Here is a 25,938-nt window from a genome sequence, read left to right as displayed (position 1 = left end):
TTTAACCGTAATATTAAGTAGAGCGAATGACGATTATTCCTCTGTCTTTTTCGGAACCACATTAGTGACTCCAAAGGCCTGGCTGCCCAGCATCAGACGTTCTCCCTGGAATTCATCATAGAAGGTTAGCTTATAAGCGCCGCCGTCCATCGTCTTGTACACGGGTCTGCTGAGGGAGAAGGAATACTGGTTGTTCGTCCCTTCAATCAGATCTGTGCCCAGTGTAAGGACCTTCTCGGTAGCGATGCCGAACGGATCGGTAATCTGCAGAATCAGCTTATGCTCCAGAACGCCTGCATCGTATAGGTTATCCTTCCTCAGGCTGTAGTTCATAGTAATATCCAAGGTATCCGATGACTTCATCCGCTTCCCTTCAGAGGTCAGAACAGAAATCGTATAAGGATATACTACGGTTGATTCCAGTGTATTCTTCGGTACGTTAGCCTGCGGATTCAGCTGCAGTGCTGCAACATTGACGAATCCGGTAGCTTCCTCCTTGGCCTCGATAAGCTTGCCTTCTTTGATACCGGCACCGAGATAGAGCGAGATCTCCGCGAGGTCCGTAGCCTTAGGAACCTTGGCCCATAGGACCACGAGCTGCTTGGCGCCCGGAGACGCGCTGTTCTCCGACTGGCTGGTGCCTGCTTCGAAATACTGGCCGTCCTTGGTCTTATAGTAAGCCTGCAGACGGGCCATTTTGCTCTGTCTCTTCTCCTCGCTGCTCAGATAGAGCTCTGTGTATACCAGATTGTGGCTTTCGCCTTGATAGATCGTTGTCCGGTTCTCCTGCACACTTGCCGTTTTACCTTTTCCGCTAACCTTGTAGCTCTCGCCGGGGGCAATGGTCGGGATACTGTTGATGGAATTATTGACACTGACATCCAGGAACGGAACGGTTTCTGTATTCTGTGTACCGTTCAGGGCAATCCGCATATCCCGGAAATCAGACGTATAGGCGATTTTGCCGAGTACATACACTTCCATCGACTTCCCGGGAGCCAGGACCAGAGATTCCTTGTTGTCCATGAACAGCTCCGTAGTCACGGGCAGGCTCTCATTGTTCAGCTTAATGGTGCCCTTCAGCTCCGGCAGCGTAAGAGATACATCCTGGGTATTGGTGATTCTCAGCCGGGCAGCTAAGATATCATCGTCTTTCCAAGGGTAGCGCTGCAGGGATTGAACACTGTATGAGAAGGAACCGTAAGAATTCGTGCTCAAGTACTCCTGGCCGGTCATTACCTCAGTCCGAAGCGCGTAAGGAATGACGAAGTAGGCTACAGGGAAAATCATCTTAGTGGTCGTGGTCACAGGACTTGCCGGAGCCGGAGCCGGAGTTCCCGGACTTTCCGGAGTACCGGTAGTTCCCCCTCCCTCACTGGTCCCGGATGTATCAGGCCCGCTTATAGTGTCCGCGCCTACCGACTCGATCATCATGAGCTGCAGCCCGGACTGATCCACTTCAAGCGGTACACGGACGGTCAGCGGAATGATTTTGGTCTCCAGCGGTTTGAGCGTTAATCCGCTTAAGCTCTTTGAATTCACGGGGAAGGTTTTGCCTTTCACTGACTTGACAGCCAGCTCATAGCTTGGCATGGTTACGGCTTTGTTGCCCGTGTTCTTGAGCTGCATCTGGAACGTCCATACCGCGTCCGCATCCTTTGAATACACATTGGCGTTGCGGAGCAGCGTGTCAACCGTATTGCTGTTTACAATGATTTTTTTGACCACACCGCTGCCTACTACCAGATTAGGCGTGGTTGCTGCGGGGAGCTTATAAGAGGATCTCGGCAGCTCCAGCTTCGAGGTTTCATCCTTCTGTGTGAATTGCAGCTTCATATTGTCTGTCTTGAGATAGGCCGGAATTTCGGCCAGATAATAGATGCTCCGCTTCTCCTGCGGCTGAATCTTGTAATCCGTCTGCGTGCCGCTTAGTGCCAATTCAAAGGAAGTGCCGCTTGAAGATACCAGATACGCCGAATAACCCGGATCACTGAGGACTTTATTGCCTTTGTTAGTCAGGCTGAGTCCTACTTTGGCATAGACCTTGCCGCTGTATTTATAGAGCTGCAGGGAGTCTGCGCTTGCTGTGACGGGAATGTCGTTCATGGCAGTATTAAGGCTCGTTCCTGCCACAGCCGCAGTAGAATAATTAGCAGGTACTGCAAAAGAACCCGTCTGCCTCAGATAACCCTTAGTCTTGGCATCCCAGACGAGCATCGAGATTTTGATCCCCTGCAAGGAGGAAGCCTGTCCCACGTTGACATAGTAGGTAACGCTCAGCGTTTCTTTGGCGCCGACTTTTTTCTTCAGGGCATCCGCACCTACGGGATTACCCGGAAGCACAGAGCCTCCCGGCGTGACTACGCGTGAGAAATAATGCATCAGACTCGCACTTGCGTTCCCGGAATTCGTATATTTAAGGGTGTAGGACAAGACGTTCCCGCTGGTCTGGCTCCAGATGTTGACATTCTCCAGTACCGCAGTCACTCCGGCTCCCATTGGAACAGGCTTGAACTTGAATGCCGCCGCCGGAGCGGATACGGCCGGGGTCTTCGTGGCTCCGGCTGCGTCTGCGGCCGGTGCAGCTATACTTCCAGCCAGTTGTCCGGCTACCAGCGTGCTTACCATCAGAGCCGCATATGTAACTCTATACTTTCTCATTTATTTCCCTCCAGATGTATTTACTAGAAATAGTATAGTTGCTCGGCGCGTGGAATTTGTATCCACTTTGTAACCCTTCGCTTCCATTTGTAACCTTTTCCCTATAAACAGGATAAGCGCCGCCCTAAACCAGCCGGAAATGTAACAAAGTTTGTTAATACTAGGTCCTAATATACGATGATTTCAGGAGTTGAAGGACCGTCTGTATTGATTCGGCGGCATTCCCTCGAGCTGTCTGAATACCTTGATGAAATAACTGGACTGCTGAAAACCGCACAGCAAAGCAATGTCTGCAACGGATTGTCCGGTGGAGGCCAGCAGCAGCTTGGCGCGCGCCATCCGGCAGTCGCTTAAATACCGATTCGGCGTCTTCCCCATAATACTGCGGAACAGACGGAGGAAATGGTAGCTGCTGTAACCGGCGAGCCGGGCCATAGACTCCAGCGTCCAGGGCCGCTCACACTCGCTGTATATCCTGTCGGCTGTGAGCCGGATGGAGTGTCTGATCTCCAGCGGAACAGAGCCCTGCAGCGGTTCGGAGTTCTGCATCAGCGTGACCAGAATCTCATAGAGCAGCGTGGACAGGCGGGGTTCACTCCGGGTCTCATAGCTTGCGCTAAGCCGGTACATCTCCTCGAAGAGCGTATCATAGCCGGTGCCGGGATCGAACGTAAAGAAGTAACCGCGCGACTGGTCCGCCTCCTCCAGCATAGGCAGGGGGATTGCCGTGGCAAAGTGCATCCAGCGTACATCCCACGCCTGACCGGGATCAGAGCCGTATTGCTGATAAGCACCCGGGGGAAAAAGAAATCCGCTGCCCCGCTTCATTGAAATCCGTTCTCCTCCCTGAAACACATACCCCTCTCCGTCAAAAACCATATGGAGATTATAGCTGTTCAGGAATCCCTCGCTTCTGCGCTCTGCGTGTTCCGGGAAGTCGCTGTAATGCCCCAGCATCTCCGGATAACATACATAATGGGCATAAGCGGGCTGTGGCAGCACCCAGTGTTTTCTCATATGACTCCCCTCTTCTATCCGCTGTGAATCAAGCACGCAATATAATGATATAATAGCAATATTCTGTTATATAAGTGGATACACTGCTGATACTACAATAGATTAGTATCAAAGATAAAGCAGATATTTACACTTTGGAGGTTACTATGAAGAAACCTGTTGCAGCAGAACGATTTGAACTCGGCGTCTGCTATTATCCCGAACACTGGCCTGAATCCATGTGGGCTGACGATTACCGGCGTATGGTTGAAACCGGATTCACCGTGGTGCGTCTGGGTGAATTTGCGTGGTCTATTTTTGAACCCGAAGAAGGCGAGTTTCAGTATGACCTGTTCGACCGTGCGATAGATTTGGCACATAGCCACGGGCTGAAGGTCATTCTGGGAACACCTACGGCTACTCCGCCTGCCTGGCTTACGGAGCAGTACCCTGAGGCCTTAAATGTTACTTATGAAGGAGTGACGCTCCAGCACGGCATGCGTCGCCATTACAATTACAGCAGTCCCAAGTACCGCGAGCTCTGTGCCAGAATTGTAACTAAGCTTGCTGAGCATTACGCCAGTCATCCCGGTGTGGTCGGCTGGCAGATTGACAACGAGCTGAACTGTGAGATCAATGTGTTCTACTCGGAGAGCGATCATCTGACCTTCCGCTCCTGGCTTCAGGACAGATATGTCACACTGGACAAGCTGAATGAAGCCTGGGGCACGGTGTTCTGGAACCAGACCTACACCCGCTGGTCGCAGGTCTGCCTTACCCGTCCTACGCCTTCGCCCAACCAGCCGAATCCGCATCAGGCCCTGGATGAGAAGCGCTTTATCTCAGATAACACCATCTCCTTCGCCAAGATTCAGGCCGATATCCTCCGGGAGAAGGCGCCGGACCAGTGGGTTACCACCAACGGTCTGTTCGGACATCTGGACAGCCACGAGCTGACGGAGGATCATTTAGATTTCTTCAGCTATGATTCCTATCCGCAATTCTCCACCATCAGCGCCGATCCGGCAGAAGTGAATCCGATGCTCGACCGTGGCTGGGGGCTGTCGCTGTCAGCCGTACGGTCGGTCAGCAGCAACTTCTGCGTCATGGAACAGCAGTCTGGCCCAGGGGGCTGGGTGAACCGGATGGATATGCCTTCACCGAAGCCGGGACAGATGCGGCTGTGGACTTACCAGTCTATCGCTCATGGGGCTGACATGCTGCTCTATTTCCGCTGGCGGACAGCCACGATGGGCAATGAGATTTATTGGCATGGCTTGAATGACTATCACAACCAGCCTAACCGGCGCGTGAAGGAAGCGGAGCAGATCGGCCAGGAGCTGGCACAGATTGGCCCTGCCTTCATCGGCAGCCGCACTCAGGCGAGCATTGCCATTCTGCGTGATTATGACAACGAATGGGACGGGGAATATGATGTCTGGCATGGGCCGTTCATGTGGCAGAGCAACAAGGAATGGTTCAAGGCGCTCCAGCGGAAGCATATTCCTAACGATGTCCTCTATATGCGCAGCAACACAACGCTTGCAGAGCTTGCACGCTACGAGGTGCTGGTCTATCCGCATCCGGCGATTATGAGCGACGATACAGCGGCGCTGCTGGATCAGTACGTGCAGCAAGGCGGGAAGCTGATCTTCGGCTGCCGGACCGGCTACAAGGATACCCGCGGACAATGTTATATGCGGCCTTTTCCCGGGGCAGCGCAGGAGATGTGCGGTGTAACTGTTGAAGAATTCACGATGGTCAAAGGCACCCGTCTCCCGACCTCGATCCGCTGGAATCATGATCCTGAAGCGCTCACCGGTGCAGATGCCTTCAATGATATCCTGCATGTGGAAGAGGACAGCGTGGAGATCATGGGAACCTATGCTACCGATCACTATGCCGGCAAACCGGCGGTAACCCGCAATATCCGCGGCAAAGGTGAAGTCTGGTATTACGGGGCGGTATTCAACGAAGCGGCTGTGCTGCAGATCATCGGCAGCCTGGGTCTGGTCTCTCCTGCCGCAGACTGGGCGGAATTACCTGCCGGGGTAGAATTACAGATCCGCGCCACTGGCGGGGACACCTCCACCGGAGTCACTTTCTTGCTCAACTATAGTGAAGAACCGGCACAGATTGTGCTGAAGGAATCCAAGACGGACCTGTTAAGCGGACAGACTCTTTCGGGAAGCTATACGATGGAAGGCTTCGGCGTTCTGGTTCTGCAATAGAGAAGATCAGATGAACCCACAAGGGTTCCGCTGCCGCAGATTGCTCTGTGGACAGCGGAACCCTATTTTGGTGTTGATGCTGCTGCAATTGCGGTTCTGACCTATTCTTGCGAAACATCCAGCAATAATCTTCTCTTAATGAAGGTGCCCATATTCACAATAGCCTGCTGGGCTTCAGGCAGCAGGGCAACCAACAGCTGAAATCCGCACCACATGTTCTCCCAGATCTCAAGCACGGCTGTATTGCCTGCCGCCCTTGCCTGTTCAGCCAAACGTTCTGCATCACTCAGCAGCACCTCATGATCGCCAGCCTGTATGAACAGTGGCGGCAGGCCCCGGAAATCCAGGCGCAGCGGTGACAACAACGCCGGCCATTCACCGGCGTAATCTCCCATATATTCCTCAAGCATTCTCTGATTGGCTTCCCGGCTACCGGTAGGGTCAATTCCAGCACGGCTATCGTACGACTCCCCATCCAGGTGTATAAGATCGGCATGGGGAGATAACAGACATACTCCGGCAGGAAGCTCCTCTCCCTGGTCCCGCAGCGTAATCAACGTCATAAGTGCAAGCGTGGCCCCTACAGAATCCCCGCTGACTACTATATTTCCAGCAGAGACTCCCTGCGCCAGCAGCCAGCGGTAAGCTGCAAGACAATCCTCGTTAGCTGCGGGATAGCAGAATTCTGGTGCAAGCCGGTATTCTGCTGTAAGGACAGCTATTCCGCTGGCTGCGGAGATGCGGGCTGCGAAATCCCTGTAGATAGCGCAGCTTCCTGATACAAATCCTCCACCGTGAAAATACAGAATAACCTTGTTCTCTGGAGTAAGCGGCCATGTTGAATACTGCAGAAATCCTCCCTCAGCCCTGACCCACTCTCCGCAAAATGGCTCGGTCACTATCTGCTCAATCTTCACACCGTCAAGCACAGGTAATTGTCTGGCAGACTCCGCAGCAGCAGCCCGGATCTCCTGCGCCGACTTTCCTGAATAGTTATTATTGCTTTTCAAATGAGCTTCGATTGTCTGGAGCTGTGGAATAGGGGTAGTACTCGGATACAACATATTTATCAATCCTCCTGTTATCCTGGGATGCCCATACTATAAACCCTGTAGCACTGTACAGAGTCAAGCGGTATGCGCTTAAAGAATTACAGGTGACAGCAGATTAATCCTTCATGTTCAAAATATCCAGGGTTTCCTGTACGCCTGGATGCCTGTTATGAGCCACCAAACCGGATTTCAGTGCTTCAAGCTTACTCCGTGTCTCCTTGCATCTGGCAATCTCCAGATCGACAGAGGCCATCTTCCGCTCAATGACTTCGACGAAATCACTGATTCCAATGCTGCTGTCAGCAGATTTAACCAGTGCCTTCTTAATCTCATGAAGCGTAAACCCGCAGCTCTTGGCATTACGGATAAAATCAATCCGGAGGAGCGTCTCCTCCGGGTACAGACGATACCCGCCTGCCGAACGCTGCGGCAGCGGAATCAGCCCGTTTTTCTCATAAAACCGGAGGGTTTCAATATTAATCTGAGCCTCTTTAGCCAGTTCACCACGCAGATACAGGGTCATGCCTGCTGCTCCTTTCCCGATATTCACTCAGCCCGCTCTCCGCTATAGCTTCAGCTGCTCCTTAAGCGCTGCTGCCTCAGCGGCAGTGAGCTCAGGCAGTTCCTCCTCTGTATAGCGGGCCTTGTTGTACAGGCCGAGCAGCTGCTCATTGATTAGTCTATCGCTGCCATTGTGCTTCTTACGCTTCTGGTCTTGTGACCAGGCCGCCACATCGGCGGCAGTCTCCTGCGGTGTCAGGTAGGCTTTTACTTTGTACCCTTCCTCATGTCTGGCCCGCAGCCAATGCCGGTAGAGCCAGCGGATGCGTTCACGGCTTCCGGTCATCCCTTCCCAGCGGTCACGGCGGCTGGCGGGTGCAAGCTTGGAGCGCCAGTATTGACGGAAATCCTGAACGGTCTGCTCCCAGGTGAACAGGCTGGTCTCCTCGTCCTGATAAGCGGATGTCACGGGAGTCTCTCTGCGCAGCAAAGAGAGCAGCCTATCTATCGCTCTCCGCAGCAGTCCTCCTGTATTTCTGTAGAGCCAGCGCAGAATGAAATAGAATATGGCAAGCAGCACAGCGGCACCCAAGATATAGAAGCCGATGTTCAGAATCAAGGACAGCAGCCCCGGTTCGCCCGGTTCCGCTGCCGGAAGACTCGGCATGGCTTCCGGCGGCGCCTGCTCTGGAGGGGCTTCTTCTGAACCGGAGGATAAGCGGCTGAGCCAAGCGAAGAAACCTCTCACGGCATTCCAGAGCAGCGTGCCAACCGCTTTGCCTCCCCCTGCTGCAAGCAGAGCGGCAAGGATAATGAAGCCCACTACGAACAGCCGGTTATGCCGCCGCAGACCCTCGGGCAAACGGGCAGCATCTCCGTTTAGAGAGCTATAGCGCAGATGACTGCTGTTCGAATCCAGCAGCGCCAGCACCAGACATAAGCTGCCGCTCCAGGTTAAGATCATTACATTCGGCTGGAGGTCAGGAATACGCGAGAAGGCGATAGAAGCTACAAAATATAACGCGATCCCCCCGATATAAAACCGCAGCCGGTTCACCCGTGAGGCTGCCGTCATCCCAAGGAAGGCACTTAGCGCTGCCCCGGCTACCAGCGGGAGTCCTATAAGCGTCAGCGTTCCAGTTGCTCCCCCTGCCAGAACTCCCAGTACAAGTGCCGCCAGGAGCTGCTTCCACAGACGGCTGCACTTGTTCCTCAGCAGCACCCCGGCAGCGGCCAGCACCGGCAACAGGTAGATCCAGCGCAGCGCCCCAGCATCCGGCTGAAGATAAGTCTGAAGCACCAGCCATACCGGAAGCAGAAGCAGCCACTCGATGAAGACAGACATCCATAGGGTGTAGTTCTCTTTGAAGGAAACCGGGAACCTTGATTTCATAGTTCACCGCCCCCTTCTGCCGGAACGTCCAGCCATTCCACACCGTTCCCCAGGAAGCTTAGGCCTGAAGCCGCCATTTGCAGCTCTGCCCCCCGGTGGCAGGTTATGATCAGATAATCCGTATCTCCCTCACCCTTGTCCGCTTCAATCTCCATCAGCCTGCTCATCGGCACTGTCCGGTCCAGATTCAGTCTGGCGAGTAGGCCAAGGAATTCCTCTGGATGGGCAATAGGCCAGGTATCCACCGAATCTCTCGCCCCGCTTCCATCCAGCCTTCCGTTGCTGAGCAACCGGGTCTCAATGCCATGGCCGATTGCATATTCAGCTACGGTCGCCGCATAGCGGATGCCCAGCTCGATCCGCTCCACATCGGTAACCGTCTTCCACATGGATTCACTGATCTCCACGTTCAGGCAGATCACCAGCCGGGAATCGGCAGTGTAATCCCTTTGATGCACCTGCATAGTCCCTGTACGGGCCGTTGCCTTCCAATTAATAGCGGCCAGGGAATCTCCAGCACTGTATTCTCTGGTACCGGCGGTCAGGAACGGATCTTCAACAATCCAGCGCTTAACCGGCAGTTCTCCAAGCCAGCTGTGCACCGGCAAGGGAAGGTCATTATAACGAAGCAGACCGGGATAGACCAGCAGCTCCAGCTGTAGCGGGAAGGTCTTGGCGGAACGGCTTAGTCCGAACAGGTCGCCGGTAGTCATCGTTGCCGTCTCCAGAACAAACCGGCCCCGCTCTTTGCAGGTTACAATATGTCTCCGCTTGATATGACGGAATGACCTGAGGAAGAACAGGCTGACATGATTCTGTGAAATCTCCCCGCTGCTGATGCCGAGATTATCCTGATTGCCGAATTCAAGTCCTTTGGCAATGCTGGATTCCAGTCGCAGCCAGGGCAACGGCAACAGCTTCTTGTTCATAATTTCTTCAACCATCTCCACCTGTTCACCGGCGTACACCGCTTTGGCAGAGAAGTAACGGGTATAGCTGACTTTTTTCAGCGCATTCCGGTCATAGACCAGAGAGATCAGGATTAATAGGACAAAAGTGCTTGCAATGAACCACGGCAGCGACATGGTTCACTCCACCCTTCCGCCCCGGGAGAGGACAGCGGGCTCAGCCGGTACCTCTATTTCGCGCAATACCTGAAGTACTACTTCTGCGGACTGGCCTTCACGGACTCCGGGGCCGCGCTGAAGAATCAGCCGGTGGGCCAGCACGGGGACGGCCACTGCTTTGATATCATCCGGAATACAATAGCTTCTGCCCTGAATCAGCGCATAGCCCTGCGAGGCGCGCAGCAGGGCGAATGCGGCACGCGGGCTGGCTCCCAGGCGGACTGCCGGGGAAGTACGTGTGGCTTCAACTACCCGCATCATGTATGCGAGCAGCTCGTCACTGACGGCAATGCCCGCAGCCAGACGCTGAATGTCTTGAATCTCCTGCGCGGTTGCAACCGCAGCGGTGTCCTCCAGCGGATTATCCTGGCGGAACCGCTGGAGAATATGAATGCCTTCTTCGAATGTGGGATAGCCGCTGGTAATCCGCATTAAGAACCGGTCCAGCTGCGCTTCCGGCAACGGAAAAGTTCCCTGGCTGTCCACCGGATTTTGCGTGGCAATGACCAGGAACGGCCGCTGAAGCTCATGAGTCACCCCGTCGATGGTAATTTGCCGCTCCTCCATACACTCCAGCAGGCTCGACTGGGTGCGGGGAGTGGCCCGGTTAATCTCATCGGCAAGCAGAATGCTGGCAAATACCGGACCGGGACGGAACTGGAATTCTCCGGTCTTCTGATTGTAATAATTGATGCCGCTTAGATCAGAAGGCAGCAGGTCGGGAGTGAACTGAATCCGCTTGAAGGCGCAGTCCAGTGAACGGGCCAGGGTTTTGGCGAGCAGTGTCTTACCGGTACCGGGCACATCCTCCAGCAGCACATGACCGTTCGCAAGCAAGGCGGTCAGCAGCAGATTTACACCGTCCTCTTTTCCAACAATGACTTTGGCGAGATTGCTTCGGATTGACTCAATTAGAGCAGATGCTTCTTGAAGATTCATGAATAATAACACCATCCTGTTCCAAAAAAAGGTATGTACATATAAGCTAATCATACCAGAAAGCGCCTACATTATATAATAGAGGATATTGCAACCGGGCTTAAGCCTGATTATCCCGCTTCTTCCGGAGCCTTAACACAATGAAATAGTACAGCGGAATAAACTCTACGATCAGCCATACCAGAGATGTATTGAAGGAATAATAGTCGTGATCATACCGGGCCAGATCTCTGGAGTAGAGATAGGCAATCACCATAGAGCAGACCGTCAGACCGGGAACCAGCAGCTTCGTTGCTCTCTCCCCGGTAAGATAGGCAGCGCATTTACCGGCTACATAGATTAGAAAGGAGCTGTGGATGAACATGGAAGCGGACCAGATGCCGATCAGCAGCGGGTCCGAATTACCCAGAAGCCCGTCGCCTGAAGAGCTGCGGACCAGATGCAGGTAGGGGAACGTCAGCTCTTTGCCCAGATACGCTCCGAAATTAAGCAGGGTCATCACCCAGACCAGCAGAATCGTCAGCATGACACAGATGCCTCCGAGGGCCAGCTTTTTCATGGTGCTCTTGCTGATTCTGAGCTCCGGCGCAACAAACAGGAACACCACCCATTCCCCCAGCCAGGACATGACGGTTACTGAGTCCTTGAAGGCGATAAGCGGATTATGGTAATGGATAAACGCCGGAAGGACAGCGTAATTGGCATGCTGGAAGAACAGATAGATACTTAGAATCGTTGAAGCAACGAAAATAAGCGATATGCCGTCAGCCATATACACTATAGACGTTACTCCGAGATGAGCCGTATACATAATGACCAGGCCAATAAGGATCTGGATGAACAGCGGCGGAGTTCCGCGCAGATAGTTGGACCCGAAGAACAGGACGAAGTTCTCTATATCATATGAGGCATAGTAGACACACCAGCATAACAGCAGGATGACCATCATCCGGTGCACCCACTTCCCCGTAATCTCTGCGCCGAAGTCCACCCAGCCCGTCCCGGGCTTCAGCTTCCCGATCTGAACGGTGAAGAACAACGGAATCAGCGCCAGGGCACATCCTGCAACAATCCCGATCCACCCCTGATAGCCGGAGGTGTCAATGAGTCCGGGAACAAGAAACATGGTACTCTGTGAGCCTAGATATACGATAGAGAACCTGGTGATTTGCCATTTCGATGTCTGCATACTGTTCTTCTTCCCCTTATTTTTCTGAACCGAAGTCCTCGATAACGAATTTCGCTGTCACTTTAATTCTGGCTTTCGAGGTATAGTAGTCTTCCCAACGCTCACGCAGCTTTTTCCATTCCGCCGGATAATTCCATTCCACCAGCATACCCAAATGCAGCACATCCACACCCTCCTGCCGTATATGCTCTAGTGCAGCCGAGACTTCCCCGGCCACCTTCTGTTCGAGCTTGCTCACCAGCAGGGCACTGAGCTTGTCCGCATCACGGTGCTCGGAATCCTTGAAGTAGGTGATGCTCGCATTCCCTTTTATTTTCACTTGAAACAGCGGACCATCGGGAGTCATGCTCACTGAGGAAGCGGCTGAGTTCCTGACGAAAATCGCACTTGCAGCTCCCTTGCCGTCATCATCCCAGACTATCGGATACATCGGGAAGGTGATATGTCCGGCGATTGTCCCCGCAGCCCAAGCCAAGTCTCTGCCTTCATTGACATTCATGAGGCCTCTCATCTTCATATCCTGAAACAGCATCACACCGCCGACTCCAACCCAGTATTCATCCTTCTTCTCAGTGCTGTCGGTCTTTTGGCCAAAGGATAAATAATTCATGGCATATCCCATATGCGAAACTTCCGAGAGCATACAATCTCTGATCGTAGTGCTGAACAGAAGGTTTTCCTTGGAGATGCTGCTGAGGACCTGGTCTGGTAACTGTTCGAAGATCGGAGACAATTTGGGAATCTCGCTGGCTCGGCCGGGAGCAGCCATGATATAGGTTCCTAAAGGGATCTCCGGCTGTCTTTTGAACCATTCAAGCATCTCCCCAATGCCTTGACTTGCATACTCTTTGCCCACCACAACAATCTTGATATGGGAGATTTCCAGCCTCCGGGATAAATCCTTCTGAATCAGGATCACTGCTTCCGGGATGGTAGCTGCTGTCTTGGAGATCATCGAATATGCCTTCCCGTCAGAAGCACCGCTTCCCCCTTGGCTACCTGACATCAGCCGGTTCGGCAGCGGCGAGCTGATCGATACTTCAACGGTACCCGGCTCCTTCCCTTTGTCAAAGTACATCCCATAGATAAAGGTCAATTCGTCGAGCTCTGTTTTGGACCAGCAGCCCGTCAGATTCAAGAGCATCAGCAGTACCATGCCCAGCTTAATGGCTCTCATGGCTTCTGTCTCCTTCTATTCTTCCTGTCGGTAAACGAGCTGCTCCGCTTGTTCATATACTGGGTGGGGACCCGAAACACCGTATCCTTCCAGTCCTCAAAAACAAGCGGGGCCAGCGGCTGCAGATAGGGTGAGCCGAAGGACCGGAGATGGGCCAAATGGCCGTAGATGACAAATACAGCCATAAAGACACCAATCAGTCCCATCGTTCCGCCGAGAACGAGAAGCACAAAGCGCAGCAGCCTGAAGGTCAGGCCAAGCTCCAGATGCGGAATGATATATGAAGCAATCCCGGTAATGGACACTACGATGACCATAGGTGCCGAGACTATGCCCGCCTGGACCGCAGCCTGGCCGATCACGATACCGCCAATAATGGAGACGGTCTGACCCACAGGCTTCGGAATACGGGTCCCGGCTTCACGCAGGGCTTCGAACGTTAGCTCCATAATCAGCGCCTCCGTCAGGGCAGGGAAGGGAATATTCTCACGGGCCGCAGCTATCGTTATCAACAGATCAGAGGGAATAATCTGTGAGTGAAAGGTTGTAATGGCGACGTATAAGGCCGGCAGTATCATCGAGATCAGCGAGAAAAAGAGGCGGACCAGCCGGATCCAGCTGCCGGCATAAAAGCTCTGGTAATAATCCTCGGAGGATTGCAGCAGCGAAAAAAAAGTTACCGGCGCCAGCAGCGCAGACGGAGTGCCATCCTGCATTATGCCGATTCTGCCTTCCATGAGCGAGGCGGCGACAGAGTCAGGACGTTCCGTATATTGATAGACCGGAAACGGGGAGAGTTGTCCCCCGGACATATGCTCCGCCAGATAACTGATGCCCAGAATTCCGTCTACATCGAGACTGGCCAGTTTCTGCTGCATTTCCGCCAGAATTTCCGGCTTGCAGAGTCCTTCGAGATAGACCAGATATACATCCGTCTTCGTGTATTTGCCGATAGAGAAATGCCTGGTCTTCAGATCGGCATGCTTGATCTTGTGGCGCAGCAGCGACAGATTCGTCTGAATATCCTCGATAAAAGCTTCCTGCGGACCAATGACCACCAGCTCGTTTTGGGATTCGGACACCGCTCTTTTCTGATAGTGGGCAATCTCAAAATAATACACATACGGCAAGCCCTCAATGCTGAGTATGGGATTTCCGCCGACGATCAGATCCACAACCCTGTCGGGATGATAGGCCTTGATATAAGGAATGGCGAACGCTGATCCGTGATCCAGACGCTCCATGAATTCCGGCCAATTCGGTTTCGCATTGGCTTCAGCCTTCAGGGGAGTGGCGACAAATTCCTGCAGGCTGAGCGTATCCACAATGGAAGGAATATAGATCAGCATACAGGAATGCCCATAGACATTAATGGACTGGTAGACCGCATCGCTGCAGTCTGTTAGCTGCTCTTTGATTAGCTCCAGCATATCTTGATCAGACAACCCGAATACCTCCTTCCGTTCATGGGAATCCGCCTTAGTGTTCCAGTTTGTTCCTGGATTTATGCCCTGACGCGGCAAAAAGAAGCCGGATCACCGGCTCCTGTATTCATAGTATTCTGCTGTTAAGATGCGCTAAATAAAGCGCTCTAAAAGCCCATCACCGGATGAGGCACATAAGGCTCCTCCAGACGCCGGATCTCCTCCTGACTGAGCGTGACAGATACCGCATCCGCAGCATCCTCCAGATGACTCATTCTGGTTGCCCCGACAATCGGTGCAGTGACCGGCTTCTTGTGCAGAACCCAAGCCAGCGCAACCTGTGCACGGGGGATTCCCCGCTGCTCCGCAATCTCCTGTACGCGCAGCGCGACAAGCCGGTCGGCTTCCTCGGTTTGCGAATACAGCAATTTGGCGAACTGATCGCTCTCCGAGCGGGCGCTGGTCTCCTGCCAGTCGCGGGTCAGCCGGCCGCGGGCCAGGGGGCTCCACGGAATAACGCCAATCCCCTCCGCTTCACACAGCGGCAGCATCTCCCGTTCCTCTTCCCGGTACAGCAGGTTCACGTAGTTCTGCATGGATACGAACCGGGTCCAGCCATGGCGCTCTGCGGTTTGCAGCGCCTTCAGGAATTGCCATGCCGGCATGGAAGAAGCGCCGATATACCGGGCTTTGCCTGCCTTCACCACATCATGCAAGGCTTCCATCGTCTCCTCAACCGGGGTAGCCGGGTCCCAGCGGTGAATCTGATACAAGTCCACATAATCCGTCCCCAGCCGCTTCAGGCTATGGTCAATTTCGCTCATAATGGCTTTGCGGGACAGTCCGCCGCCATTGGGACCGGGACGCATACGGCCATGCACCTTGGTCGCCAGCACCACCTCATCGCGGGAGGCGAAGTCTTTGAGCGCCCGTCCGACAATCTCTTCACTGGTACCATCGGAGTAAATATTAGCGGTGTCGAAGAAATTAATGCCGAGTTCCAGCGCCTTGCGGATAAACGGCCGGCTCTCTTGTTCATTCAGCGACCAGGGATGGGTCCCGCGCTCCGGCACCCCGTAGCTCATACACCCCAGGCAAATCCGTGATACATCCAGTCCGGTACTTCCCAGCTTCACATATTCCATAATCGACAGCATCCTCCCCGTACTTGAAGTAGATTCTATGAAATCCGATTATAGTATACCTCTGTTACCGCTGAATGGAAAATCCGCCCTGTTCATCTCTCTATCCGACCACTGCTAGTTCTGAATAAAGGGCTTCAGCTCCTGCAGCAAAGCCTGCAGCTGATCGGAACAGCCCGCATACATCTGCTTGGCCGCCTTATTCTTGGTAGACAAGCTGAACAGCTCCAGATCAGCCTCGCATTTCTTCAGCAGCGCATAGAGCTGGGGTTTGTCCTGAGGCTGCTGCACCTTCATATTATCCGCATACAGATCGACGGTAAGCTCACCATAAGAATCCACCTGACCCAGGAATACATCCTCCACGTTCAGATTCAGCTTTTCCAGCTCCCCTTGCAGCCATTTTCGGGACAGATTCATGTTATCAAGCGGTTCATCCATAACCTTACCGTCCATAATCACCGCAAGTGTCTCTTTCTCTGGAGCAACCTTTATCCCCATATCCTTAGGTGTAAGCGGCTGATTCTCCCGGGTTAACAGTACGTTAATCGCCCCGTCCGACTCCATGATCGCAAATTCAACATCGGCTACTCTGAAGACATCCTTTTTCCGCAGCTCCTCCAGCAGCTCATCTGTACTCAGACGCTCTTTCTTCATATTATTCTCCAGAATCTTGCCGTCTTTGATCAGCACCGTCGATTTGAAGTCAATGAAATCCCGGGCTTTCTTGCTCTTGATCTGCAGGAATTCGATCCCCAGCGAGAAGGCCACCCAGACGACTAAGGCGATCAGGCCGAGGTGCCAGGTCTTATCCGTGTCCAGCGAGATATACGCCGCCAAGCTCCCTACTGTAATTCCGGTAATGTATTCAAAAAAAGACAACTGCGAAACCTGCCGTTTCCCCAGCAATTTGGTGAGAAAAAACAAAACGACCACAGCGAATATGGTCCGTAGGACAACCTCCAGCGCTTCCGGCATTTGTGTAACCCCCTGTATTGAGTTTGTGTTATTCATGCTCTACCTCGTCAGCTTCAGTATTTGTCAAAACAGGGGGTGATTAACCAACAAATTTCCTGCGTGTCCTTTCAAATCCTTCAACACCTCTTAAACAACTCTTCAACGCCTCTTCAACGCCTCTTCAACAACTCTTCAACGCCTTCTAATGGTGTGGGAATAGTTTCCAGAATAAGAGGGGAGGAATGCAGACACGATAGTCTTTGGATTCTGATCCGTTTCTAGATAAGGAGGGATATACGATGACTGTTGCTTCCCAAGTAAAAACCTGCGTGGCTTCTTTGAAAAGCGCCCAGGCCAGCCTTGAGCAATTCGCCATGGAGACACAGAACGAGGAAGCCAAAACCCTGTTCACCAATGCTGCCGAGCAGACACAGCAGATTGTTCAGCAAGTCGAAGGACGCGTAACTGAGCTGGAGAAAGAGGAACCGCAATACCGGGGCTTCTAGCCACAAGCGGTGGAACCAAATACAGGCTGATCTCTGCGCAGCGGAATGTTGCTGCCGAGATCAGCCTTTTTGCAAGCTGCGGATGGGTACTCAGGCCTTGACTGCGTCTACAATCAGTGAGACAAAACCTAACTTTCCCTCTGTATTACGGTGGTCAAAGCGCTTAGAACGATAGATAAATCCTCCCTCTTCATCCCATTGATTGTAATGAAAATGGCCTGATGCATCACAATATTCCAGCAGTTTGACCTCATACCCGGCAGCAATGAACATGTTGCGAAGTGTGATGTAATTATGTACGATACGGTGGGATGCGGCCGGATGGTCCAAGGGACCCGGTCCTCCGACCTGAACAATATTCTGATAAGCTTCATCCGGAAAATACCCATCCGGTACGGCACAGCGGATATATCCGCCAGGTGACAAGTAGGGGTAAATATTTCTTGCCGCCTGCACTCCCTCCTCATACGTCAGATGCTCCCAGACATGCTCGGCAAGGATGGCTTCCAGAGAACCCGCTCTGAATCTACGGGACCACTCCTCTTCATGCAGCAGATTAAGCTCAGACTCCTCCGTATGCAGCCATCCCCGGTTGTGCGGACTTGCCCCGCTTCCAATCACTACTCTTAACGCTTCCTTCATTTGGATCACTCCTGTGTTAACCATTTAATCCCTTGTCTTCATTCTAATCTTCATCCGAACGCTCAGGAATACAGCGATGTCAGACAATTATGGATTAATGTGACTTTTACAGTCGAATATATCGAACAACATGCACATACCCGAGCAACAATAACATCCCTCGCCAACCAGTAAGTGGAAAAACGTATCTTAATATCGCGATTTCAGAGCATCGTCCGACAGCAAGTGGAAAAAATACAACTGTTGGGGGGAGTTTTGCTACTATAAGTTGAAATGTGATCATTTAAGTGCTGTTTATACAACTACTGTGGCGGAGTCTTGATTTGGGCCATCAGCAAGTGTTGAAAATCCAACTATTTCCGCCACACAGCAACCAGCAGCGACCAGCAGCAACCGGGCAACACGTTACAACGAGCAGAACGAGAACAGGGCAGCCTCACGGCTGCCCTCCTGCTAACTCTAGCTTCACTTTTGTATACCTGATCTATATCCTCTTTATACCTTATTCTAAATCTCTATCTATAACCTCCGACTGCATCTCTTACCTTATCCCTTATTCTGAATCCCCGCCTACACCTTATACCGGGCTGCTAAGCGCCACGTATGAATTCCGCGATGCTCAGCTTGCTGCCTGTCCGCGCACTCTCCAGTGCGCCAAGCACCATAGCCATGCTGTAGCGGTTGTCCCGGCAATCCGTCTCAGCCGGCCGGCCCTCGGCAAGCGAACGGAACATCTCATCGAGACAGCCGTGGTGGAAGGTCTCTGCCATCTCCACCTCTGCCCCCTCTACCCGTACATATTCATGGAGGAAGGGCCCGGATTCCTGATGGTCCGCAATCACTTCGGCATATGGCATGTCCCGGCCATCCCAGATGGCTGCGCCCCGTTCACCCTGTATCCGCCAGGAAGCCTCCCAGGATGTAGGCGCTCCTTCTGCACACCAGGAGCCTTGATAACAGAATACTGAGCCATCCGACATCTCAAAAATACACACCGCCGCCGCATTCCCTTCATACCATGACCCGGGCGGATTGAACTCCTGGCAGTATACGCTTACAGGATCAGCACCGCTGATATAGCGGGCCTGATCGAAGGTATGGATCGCCATATCCAGCAGCAGCGGACTGTCCATCGCATCCCGGAAGCCGCCGAAATGCGGTGCCAGAAAGAAGTTGGCGCCTAAGTAGCCAGTCCGGCCTATAGTCCCTGACGTTATTAAGTCCCGCAAGGAGCGGATACGCGGATCATACCGGCGGTTCTGCATTACCGCATGGCTCTTCCCGGTACGTCCGGCGATACTAACGATCTCATTGCACTCTGCCATCGTCTCTGCCAGCGGCTTCTCGCTGAAGACATGACACCCTGCTTCAAGCGCCGTACTGGCAATGCTGAAGTGGCTGGAAGGCACGGTCACATCGAATACCAGATTAGCTGCCGTAGCCGCAAGAGCCTGAGACACCTCGGTAAATACCGGGCAGGTAAGCCCGTGCTTCTTCGCCATAGCCTGAGCGGATTCCGGCCGAAGATCCACAAGGGCTACGATCTCTATTTCATCATGTTTCCGTGCATAGCTGATCCATTCATTAGCCATTCCCCCGCAGCCCGCCACAACTACACGATACTCTGCCGTCATAGGTTGTTCCTCCTGTTTATACCGGATTGGGCACGAAGCTGCCGCCCCGGCAGGTTTTGAGATAATTCAGTGCGTGCACCTGCCCGGTCATCTCCAGGTCGTCACGGTAGACGGGGTCATGCCAGCCTTCAATATCAATCGTACCCTTGTACCCGGCTTGGCGGAGAATAGAGATGACATCGGTCCAGTTCGTATCTCCGAAGCCGGGCGTCCGGTGCCACACATAAGGCTGGGGTCCGTGGATTCCGTATTCCTTAACAATATCCCAGGCGATGGTTGCGTCTTTACCATGGACATGGAAGATCTTGTCCGTCCATTTGCGCAACTGAGGAATCGGATCAATCAGCTGCACCATCTGGTGGCAGGGCTCCCATTCCAGACCCAGATTATCGGCGTTCACTGCGTTGAACATTTTCTCCCAGGCTGTAGGGTTATGGGCAATATTCCAGTCTCCCGTCCGCCAGTTGCCGTCCATCGAACAATTCTCAAATGCGATCTTGACACCCCGCTCCGCCGCTCTTCTGGACAATTCACCGAACACCTCCGCGAACTTCGGAATCGACTCATCTATCGAAACCCCAGGCAGACGCCCGGTGAAGCCGGACACCAGATCGGTACCGAACAAATGGGCATGATCAATCAGCCGCTCCCAGCTTGCAAGCGTATCCGAATTGTCGCCTGTACCTGTAAGCGGATTCCCGAATATGCCGACAGAAGAAATTGTGAAATCATGCTCCGCAGCCAATTCACGCACCCGTGCCGCAGTTTCTGTGAGATCTATGGCACCCGTTGTCTGCCAGAAGGTCAGGCTGAAGGATTCAAATCCATGACCTACAATCTGTGGAATGACTCTAACCGCATCCCCGCCTCCAACCAGTGTTCCGATTCTTAGTGTATTCTGCATCTTGTATACCACTCCAATATTGGTTTATAGTTAATTCAACATTCCAAGTATATCCCTCATTTCGGGCAAAATCTCTACTTATCTTGTGCTAAACTAGCTGAATCTTGCGGGAGTTGAATCCACTCATGACCTATCCGAAAGAACTGAAGGAATATCCTAAGCTCGAAGAGAAAACGTATCCGTTCCGCTTGTTCTTCAATACCTTCCGGGACCTGAAGCCTGAGCAGAATATCCTGTTCCTGCACTGGCATGAGCATTTCGAGATTATCGTGATGCGCGAAGGACAAGCCACCTTCCATGTGAACAGCAAACCCTATGAAGCCGGACCCGGTGACGTCCTTATCGTACCTTCCGGAGGGCTTCATGTCGGCTATAGCCGGTATAGCGGCGATCTGTCTTATGTGTCTATTGTGTTCCATGCCTCTCTGTTCAAGGACCGGAACCAGGATTCCCAGCATGAGCAATTTGTGGCTCCGTATCTCCATAATCTCAATCAGTTCCCGGTGATGCCCGCCGCACAGAATCCGGAATGCGCAGCCTATTATCCTTTACTGGAGCGGGTGATTCATGAAGTGGAGGCGAAGGAGCCGGCTTTTCAGCTTGTGGTCAAAAATCAGCTGCACCTGTTCTTCACCCTGCTGTCCCGGAGCTTCCCGGCCCGGCAGCGGAATGAGCGGGAGCAGAGTGAACGCCATTCGGTCCACCGTGAACGCTTCAAGCCGCTGCTGGAGCACCTGGAGAAGCATGCGGATCAGCGATTATCCATTGAAGCTGCCGCCAGATTCGTTAACCTGAACCCTTTTCACTTCTGCAAAACCTTCAAGAAGCTGACCGGCCGGACCTTCATTGATTATATGAATTTCTGCAGAATGGATGAGGCCCAGCGGCTGCTGCTGGAGACGGACTTGACCATTACCGAGATCTCAGGCCGGGTCGGCTGCGATAATCCGAATTACTTCACCAAGCTGTACAAGCAGTACAAGGGCCTTACCCCTTCCCAGGCACGAAAACAGGCCTAACCTGACGCGGCGCGTCCAGTCCAATTGTGTTCAGTTTTTCGATTACATTCGGCCTACGTAGCGCGTCCAGTCCAATTGTGTTCGGTTTTTCGTTTACATTTGGCCGTTGTGCCTTTGCATTCCAGCCACACCAAACACCGCCAGCCACAAAGCAGCCGGCGGTGTTTCCCTGTCTTGCTTTACATTTCGGATATTGGAACCCAGCGCCGCTGCTCAATCGAACGTTCTACAGCTTCAAGTACCGCCTGACATTTCACGCCGTCCTTGAAGTTCGGCTCCGGCTGACGTCCTTCGGCGATGGCATTGGACAGCTCCAGCATCTCATGAATGAATGTATGCTCGAAGCCGATAGTATGACCCGGCGGCCACCAGGCCTCCGCATAGTCATGGGACGGATCGGTCGCAAGCACCCGGCGGAAGCCCTGCACATCCTCGTCATCCGAGGTCAGATAGACCTCCAGCTCATTCATCCGCTCGAAATCAAATTTCACACTGCCCAGACTGCCGTTAATCTCAAAAGAATTCGTGGACCGGTGTCCGGCAGCAAAACGTGTAGCCTCAAAGCTGCCCAGGGCACCGTTTGCAAAACGGGCCAGGAACAATGTCGCATCGTCCACGGTTACCGGACCACGCGGGGCATCCTTGCCTGCCTTGGCACTCAGACCTGTCATTTCCGTGGCCAGCGGCCGTTCCTTGACGAAGGTCTCGCTCATGCCGATGACCTCCTGCACATCCCCTACCAGGAAATGAGCCAGATCAATCAGATGCGCCCCCAGATCGCCATGCGATCCCGAGCCTGCAATCTCTTTCTGCAGCCGCCAGACGAGCGGGAATTCCGGGTCAAGAATCCAGTCCTGCAGGAACCAGGCACGGAAATGATAGATTGTACCCAGACGCCCGCTCTCGATCAGCCGTTTGGCCAGTCTGACAGCCGGGGAGAACCGGTAGTTGAAGCCGATCATATGAGCGATTCCCGCTTCTTCTGCGGCCTCCAGCATTTCACGGGAATCCTCCAGATTCAGGGCCAGCGGCTTCTCACAAAAAATATGCTTGCCTGCCGCCGCGGCTGCAAGAGCTATCTCTTTATGGGCATTGCTCGGCGCGTTGATATCGACCAGATCAATATCGTCACGCCCGATCAGCTCTTTCCAGTCGGTTACACTCTCCGACCAGCCAAGCTGTGCTGCCGCCTCTGTAACCGCTTCCTCATTGCGTCCGCAGATGACGGACATTTGCGGTTTGACGGCCTTCGGGAAGAACATCGGCAGACTGCGGTAGGCGTTGCTGTGGGCCTTGCCCATGAATTTATAACCTATCATTCCAATGCGTAGCTGTTCCATTTGGTGCCTCCTCTACTTAATTCACTGCTGCATGTACACGCATACATTTTCTCATCCCGGCCGCCCTCCGTCAAATCACTTCTTTTCTTACAGCAGGCTCCGTCCTACAGATCCTCCCGCAAAACGAAAGAACGCCCCTTCTGCCAACCGGCAGCAAGGGACGTTCTTCTTCTATAGCGATATCATTATCAGTTAACTGCCCATGTTGTAGAACTTAGCGAGCCCGCCCTCTGAAGTTTCACGGTACCTGCTGTTCATATCCAGGCCAGTTTCGTACATGGTCTGTACAACCAGATCAAAGGATATCTTCCGGGTACCTGACAAGAACTTAGCCAGACTCAGCGCATTGATCGCCCGCATCGCACCGACCGCATTACGCTCGATGCAAGGAATCTGAACCAATCCGTTAATCGGATCACAGGTTAACCCCAAGTGATGCTCCATGGCAACCTCCGCCGCATACTCAATCTGGCCGATCTCCATCCCGGACAGTTCAGCCAGCGCTGCCGCTGCCATAGAGCAAGCCGTGCCCACCTCCGCCTGGCAGCCGCACTGAGCACCGCTGATCGAGGCGTTCTGCTTGACCAGATTGCCGATGAGTCCGCCGACCGCCAGAGCCCGGAGAATCTGTTCGTCCGGGACTTGCAGCTTCTCCTGCATATAACGGAGCGAGGCGGGTACAACACCGCAGGCCCCGCAGGTTGGAGCCGTTACGACTGTGCCGGCGGCGGCATTCTGTTCGTTGACGGCGAAAGCGTACGCACTGACGATCCGGTTCTCCCTCGTCTCCGGGCTCTCATCCGTATCCCGCTGATGATACAGATATTTCGCCTTGCGTTCGACATTCAGACCGCCCTCCAGAATACCTGTGACAGACAGCCCTTCGTCGATCGAACGCTTCATCGCTTCCCAAATTCCTTGGAGGAAATCCCAGATCTGTTTGCCTTCACGCTGCTCAACGTAATCGCTTAAGCGGATATGATTCGCTTTACAAAAGGTACTGATCTCAGCAAAGCTGTTCTCCGGGTAGACATCAGGTCCCCGCACCTCCTCCCGCCCTTCAATAACGATATCCCCTCCGCCGATGCTTAGAACACGCATGGATGCGGTTTGCTGCCCTTCTCTGTAAGCGAACAAGTCCATCGTATTGGGATGCGGCAGAACAAAATCAGCCTGTGGAACAAATTCAACCTCCGCCGGAACGGGTGAAAGTGCTCTAAGAATAGCCTTGTCCGTCAAATGGCCTTTGCCTGTTTTGGCAAGGGAACCATAGATCAACGCCTTGAACTCATCTGCGTCTTCATTCTCTGATTTGAAGATCCCGGCCGCCTTCTCCGGCCCCATAGTATGGGAGCTGGACGGTCCGCTGCCAATTTTAAATAGCTCAGTCAACGATCTCATAGCACCCTTATCCCCTTTCTGGCTATTGCTCATTCCTCTGAAAACGTTCCTTAAGCTTCATCAGCCGCTCATGAATCCCTTCTTCATCAATAGCCATGTCAACCAATTGGTGAGTAAGCTGAAGACCCTGATTCTCTGCAAAAGCTTGTTTCCACTGGTGCGACACTATCGAATGCGTAAGATGTCTTGTAGAGCGGGGTGCCTGCATGATCATTTCTGCCAGCTCCCATGCCCGTGGAAGAAGCTGTTCACGAGGCAGGACCTCACTGACCAGACCGAGATCTAATGCCTCTTGAGCATTAATGTTCAAGCCCGTGTATGCATAGTATGCCGCTTTCTTGGTTCCCAGTATCCTTTGAAGTGCCAGGACGATTCCGTCTCCAGGCGGAACACCGCCCAGATAATGGGCATCGAAGAACGCCGTGTCTTCCGCACAGATGGTAATATCACAAAGCGTTCCCAGCTGCCAGTGTGCACCAGTGCCATTAACCGCCCCAATCGTGGGGATGTCGATGCACTGAACCATATTTTCAATCATTCTAAGTGATTCATGGTACATTTCCAGCTTCCGGCGATTCGGCCAATCCATGAATTTCGTATTCCAGACTTCAGGATTGCCGGTCTGCCATAACTCTCCTGTCCCTGTAAGAATCATGACCTCATTCTCAGGATCACGGCCAATATCTGACCATACGTGACCATATGCGGCTTGGACCGGCCAGTCGAATTGTAAAGGTCCCCCGTCAGTGTGCATACGCACTTCTAGGATGCCGCGGCGGCGGGTCATGAGGAATAAGTCCTTGTACTTCTCCGAGTATTCTTCGAGCCGGGTAGGTCCCGTCATCTTTCTATTGAACATCGTTGCCCATCAGGCGTCCCTGCATTTTCTTCAGCCGCTCCAGTGCTCCTTCTTCATCAATAGCCATGTCGTACATCTGGTGGGCAAGCTGGAATCCCTGATCGGCGACCAGAGCCTGCTTCCATGGCCGGGAGATAATGGAGTGAGACAGATGTCTCGTTGAACGCGGTGCCTGCATGATCATCTCCGCGAGCTCCCAAGCGCGTGGAAGAAGCTGCTCACGGGACAGAACTTCACTGACAATACCCAGATCTAAGGCGGTCTGACCATTGATATTCTTGCCGGTGTATGCGTAGTAGGCTGCTTTTTTGAAACCGATCATGTTCTGCAGTGTGAGCAGCATTCCATCTCCTGGAGGCGTGCCTCCCAGATAATGCGGATCGAAAAAGTCCGCGTCTTCCGTGCAAATGGTAATATCGCAGAGCGTTGCGAGTTCACAGTGCGTTCCCGGCCCGTTGACCGCCCCGATGGTCGGGATGTCAATGCAGAAGATCAAATTTTCAAGCAGTCTCAGTGATTCATGATACTGTTCGAGCTTCTTTTGCTTCGGCCAGTCCATGAATTTCGTATTCCAGACCTCAGGGTCGCCAATCAACCATTTATCCCCGGTTCCCGTAATAATCATGACTTCGTTCTCAGGGTCACGGCCAATATCTGACCAGGCATGAGACCAGGCGGTATGGGCTTCCCAATTGTGCTTGTACGAACCTCCGTCGGTGTGCAGCCGCACTTCGATGATTCCGTCACGGCGGGTCATTAACAGGAATTCCTTGTATTTCTCCGAGTACTCTTCAAATTTGGTGGGTCCAATCATACGTCTCTCTGTCATTGTAATTCCTCCTAA

At 53.1% G+C, this 25,938-nt stretch carries 22 protein-coding genes; 3 read left to right on the top strand and 19 right to left on the bottom strand.

All coding sequences use genetic code 11. The features are described 5' to 3' along the window. Positions 1–33: 33 nt before the first annotated feature. Both HQN87_RS02365 and HQN87_RS02360 read right to left on the bottom strand, forming a co-directional pair. Positions 34–2,661 (bottom strand): hypothetical protein, encoded by a 2,628-nt coding sequence (locus tag HQN87_RS02365; RefSeq protein WP_173127107.1) that lies wholly within the window; start codon positions 2,659–2,661, stop codon positions 34–36. 183 nt (positions 2,662–2,844) lie between these two features. Further along, a complete protein-coding gene (locus HQN87_RS02360) occupies positions 2,845–3,678 on the bottom strand; it encodes a helix-turn-helix transcriptional regulator (RefSeq protein WP_173127104.1) in 834 nt (277 codons plus the stop codon). Positions 3,679–3,824: 146 nt separating this feature from the next. Between HQN87_RS02360 and HQN87_RS02355 the strand changes: the two genes are divergently transcribed. Continuing rightward, entirely contained in the window at positions 3,825–5,888 is a 2,064-nt protein-coding gene (locus HQN87_RS02355; RefSeq protein WP_173127101.1) for a beta-galactosidase, read from the top strand. 101 nt (positions 5,889–5,989) lie between these two features. Here the strand turns inward: HQN87_RS02355 and HQN87_RS02350 are convergent, their stop codons facing one another. The 10 genes from HQN87_RS02350 to HQN87_RS02305 all read right to left on the bottom strand — a co-directional run bounded on the left by HQN87_RS02350 (position 5,990) and on the right by HQN87_RS02305 (position 16,810). Then, the gene (locus HQN87_RS02350) at positions 5,990–6,952 is read right to left on the bottom strand and encodes an alpha/beta hydrolase (RefSeq protein ID WP_173127097.1); all 963 of its coding nucleotides are present in this window, start codon (positions 6,950–6,952) and stop codon (positions 5,990–5,992) included. Positions 6,953–7,055: 103 nt separating this feature from the next. After that, on the bottom strand, positions 7,056–7,490 hold the full coding sequence (locus HQN87_RS02345) for a MerR family transcriptional regulator (protein ID WP_211723725.1): 435 nt from the start codon (positions 7,488–7,490) through the stop codon (positions 7,056–7,058). Positions 7,491–7,505: 15 nt separating this feature from the next. Continuing rightward, positions 7,506–8,834, bottom strand: coding sequence for a hypothetical protein (locus tag HQN87_RS02340; protein ID WP_173127094.1), 1,329 nt, complete (start codon positions 8,832–8,834; stop codon positions 7,506–7,508). After that, positions 8,831–9,919, bottom strand: coding sequence for a DUF58 domain-containing protein (locus HQN87_RS02335; RefSeq protein WP_173127091.1), 1,089 nt, complete (start codon positions 9,917–9,919; stop codon positions 8,831–8,833). The genes HQN87_RS02340 and HQN87_RS02335 overlap by 4 nt, the downstream gene beginning before the upstream one ends. Positions 9,920–9,922: 3 nt before the next feature. Then, positions 9,923–10,900 carry an AAA family ATPase gene (locus HQN87_RS02330; protein ID WP_173127089.1) on the bottom strand — a complete coding sequence of 326 codons (978 nt, stop codon included), beginning with the start codon at positions 10,898–10,900 and terminating at the stop codon, positions 9,923–9,925. 100 nt (positions 10,901–11,000) lie between these two features. Continuing rightward, positions 11,001–12,089 (bottom strand): GerAB/ArcD/ProY family transporter, encoded by a 1,089-nt coding sequence (locus HQN87_RS02325; protein ID WP_173127086.1) that lies wholly within the window; start codon positions 12,087–12,089, stop codon positions 11,001–11,003. A gap of 16 nt (positions 12,090–12,105) precedes the next feature. Further along, positions 12,106–13,266, bottom strand: coding sequence for a Ger(x)C family spore germination protein (locus tag HQN87_RS02320; RefSeq protein WP_173127083.1), 1,161 nt, complete (start codon positions 13,264–13,266; stop codon positions 12,106–12,108). Next, positions 13,263–14,696: a spore germination protein gene (locus HQN87_RS02315; RefSeq protein ID WP_173127677.1), complete on the bottom strand. Its 1,434-nt coding sequence runs from the start codon at positions 14,694–14,696 to the stop codon at positions 13,263–13,265. The genes HQN87_RS02320 and HQN87_RS02315 overlap by 4 nt, the downstream gene beginning before the upstream one ends. Positions 14,697–14,857: 161 nt before the next feature. Next, complete coding sequence (locus HQN87_RS02310; RefSeq protein WP_173127674.1) at positions 14,858–15,835, bottom strand: aldo/keto reductase; 978 nt, start codon at positions 15,833–15,835, stop codon at positions 14,858–14,860. A gap of 114 nt (positions 15,836–15,949) precedes the next feature. Beyond that, positions 15,950–16,810, bottom strand: coding sequence for a DUF421 domain-containing protein (locus tag HQN87_RS02305; protein ID WP_173127080.1), 861 nt, complete (start codon positions 16,808–16,810; stop codon positions 15,950–15,952). 278 nt (positions 16,811–17,088) lie between these two features. On the opposite strand from HQN87_RS02305, the gene HQN87_RS02300 reads away from it, so the two are divergent. Further along, complete coding sequence (locus tag HQN87_RS02300; RefSeq protein ID WP_036728736.1) at positions 17,089–17,295, top strand: DUF1657 domain-containing protein; 207 nt, start codon at positions 17,089–17,091, stop codon at positions 17,293–17,295. A 90-nt stretch (positions 17,296–17,385) separates the two neighbouring features. Here HQN87_RS02300 and HQN87_RS02295 read toward each other — a convergent pair whose 3' ends face one another. The 3 genes from HQN87_RS02295 to HQN87_RS02285 all read right to left on the bottom strand — a co-directional run bounded on the left by HQN87_RS02295 (position 17,386) and on the right by HQN87_RS02285 (position 20,475). Further along, complete coding sequence (locus tag HQN87_RS02295; protein ID WP_173127077.1) at positions 17,386–17,937, bottom strand: class I SAM-dependent methyltransferase; 552 nt, start codon at positions 17,935–17,937, stop codon at positions 17,386–17,388. 590 nt (positions 17,938–18,527) lie between these two features. Then, positions 18,528–19,571 carry a Gfo/Idh/MocA family protein gene (locus tag HQN87_RS02290; protein WP_173127074.1) on the bottom strand — a complete coding sequence of 348 codons (1,044 nt, stop codon included), beginning with the start codon at positions 19,569–19,571 and terminating at the stop codon, positions 18,528–18,530. A gap of 16 nt (positions 19,572–19,587) precedes the next feature. Beyond that, on the bottom strand, positions 19,588–20,475 hold the full coding sequence (locus HQN87_RS02285; protein WP_173127071.1) for a sugar phosphate isomerase/epimerase family protein: 888 nt from the start codon (positions 20,473–20,475) through the stop codon (positions 19,588–19,590). 125 nt (positions 20,476–20,600) lie between these two features. Here HQN87_RS02285 and HQN87_RS02280 point away from each other — a divergent pair, with 125 nt between their 5' ends. Continuing rightward, entirely contained in the window at positions 20,601–21,494 is an 894-nt protein-coding gene (locus HQN87_RS02280; RefSeq protein WP_173127068.1) for an AraC family transcriptional regulator, read from the top strand. A 179-nt stretch (positions 21,495–21,673) separates the two neighbouring features. On the opposite strand, the gene HQN87_RS02275 is transcribed toward HQN87_RS02280, so the two are convergent. The 4 genes from HQN87_RS02275 to HQN87_RS02260 all read right to left on the bottom strand — a co-directional run bounded on the left by HQN87_RS02275 (position 21,674) and on the right by HQN87_RS02260 (position 25,923). Beyond that, positions 21,674–22,834: a Gfo/Idh/MocA family protein gene (locus HQN87_RS02275; protein ID WP_173127065.1), complete on the bottom strand. Its 1,161-nt coding sequence runs from the start codon at positions 22,832–22,834 to the stop codon at positions 21,674–21,676. Positions 22,835–23,026: 192 nt separating this feature from the next. Further along, entirely contained in the window at positions 23,027–24,235 is a 1,209-nt protein-coding gene (locus HQN87_RS02270) for an L-serine ammonia-lyase (RefSeq protein WP_173127061.1), read from the bottom strand. A gap of 22 nt (positions 24,236–24,257) precedes the next feature. Continuing rightward, positions 24,258–25,094: an enoyl-CoA hydratase/isomerase family protein gene (locus HQN87_RS02265; RefSeq protein WP_173127058.1), complete on the bottom strand. Its 837-nt coding sequence runs from the start codon at positions 25,092–25,094 to the stop codon at positions 24,258–24,260. Next, a complete protein-coding gene (locus tag HQN87_RS02260; protein ID WP_173127057.1) occupies positions 25,084–25,923 on the bottom strand; it encodes an enoyl-CoA hydratase/isomerase family protein in 840 nt (279 codons plus the stop codon). The genes HQN87_RS02265 and HQN87_RS02260 overlap by 11 nt, the downstream gene beginning before the upstream one ends. Positions 25,924–25,938: the final 15 nt, after the last annotated feature.

It is taken from the genome of Paenibacillus tritici (genome assembly GCF_013204885.1).
GTDB lineage: Bacteria > Bacillota > Bacilli > Paenibacillales > Paenibacillaceae > Paenibacillus_AQ > Paenibacillus_AQ tritici.
This window is presented reverse-complemented; position numbering and strand designations above follow the sequence as displayed.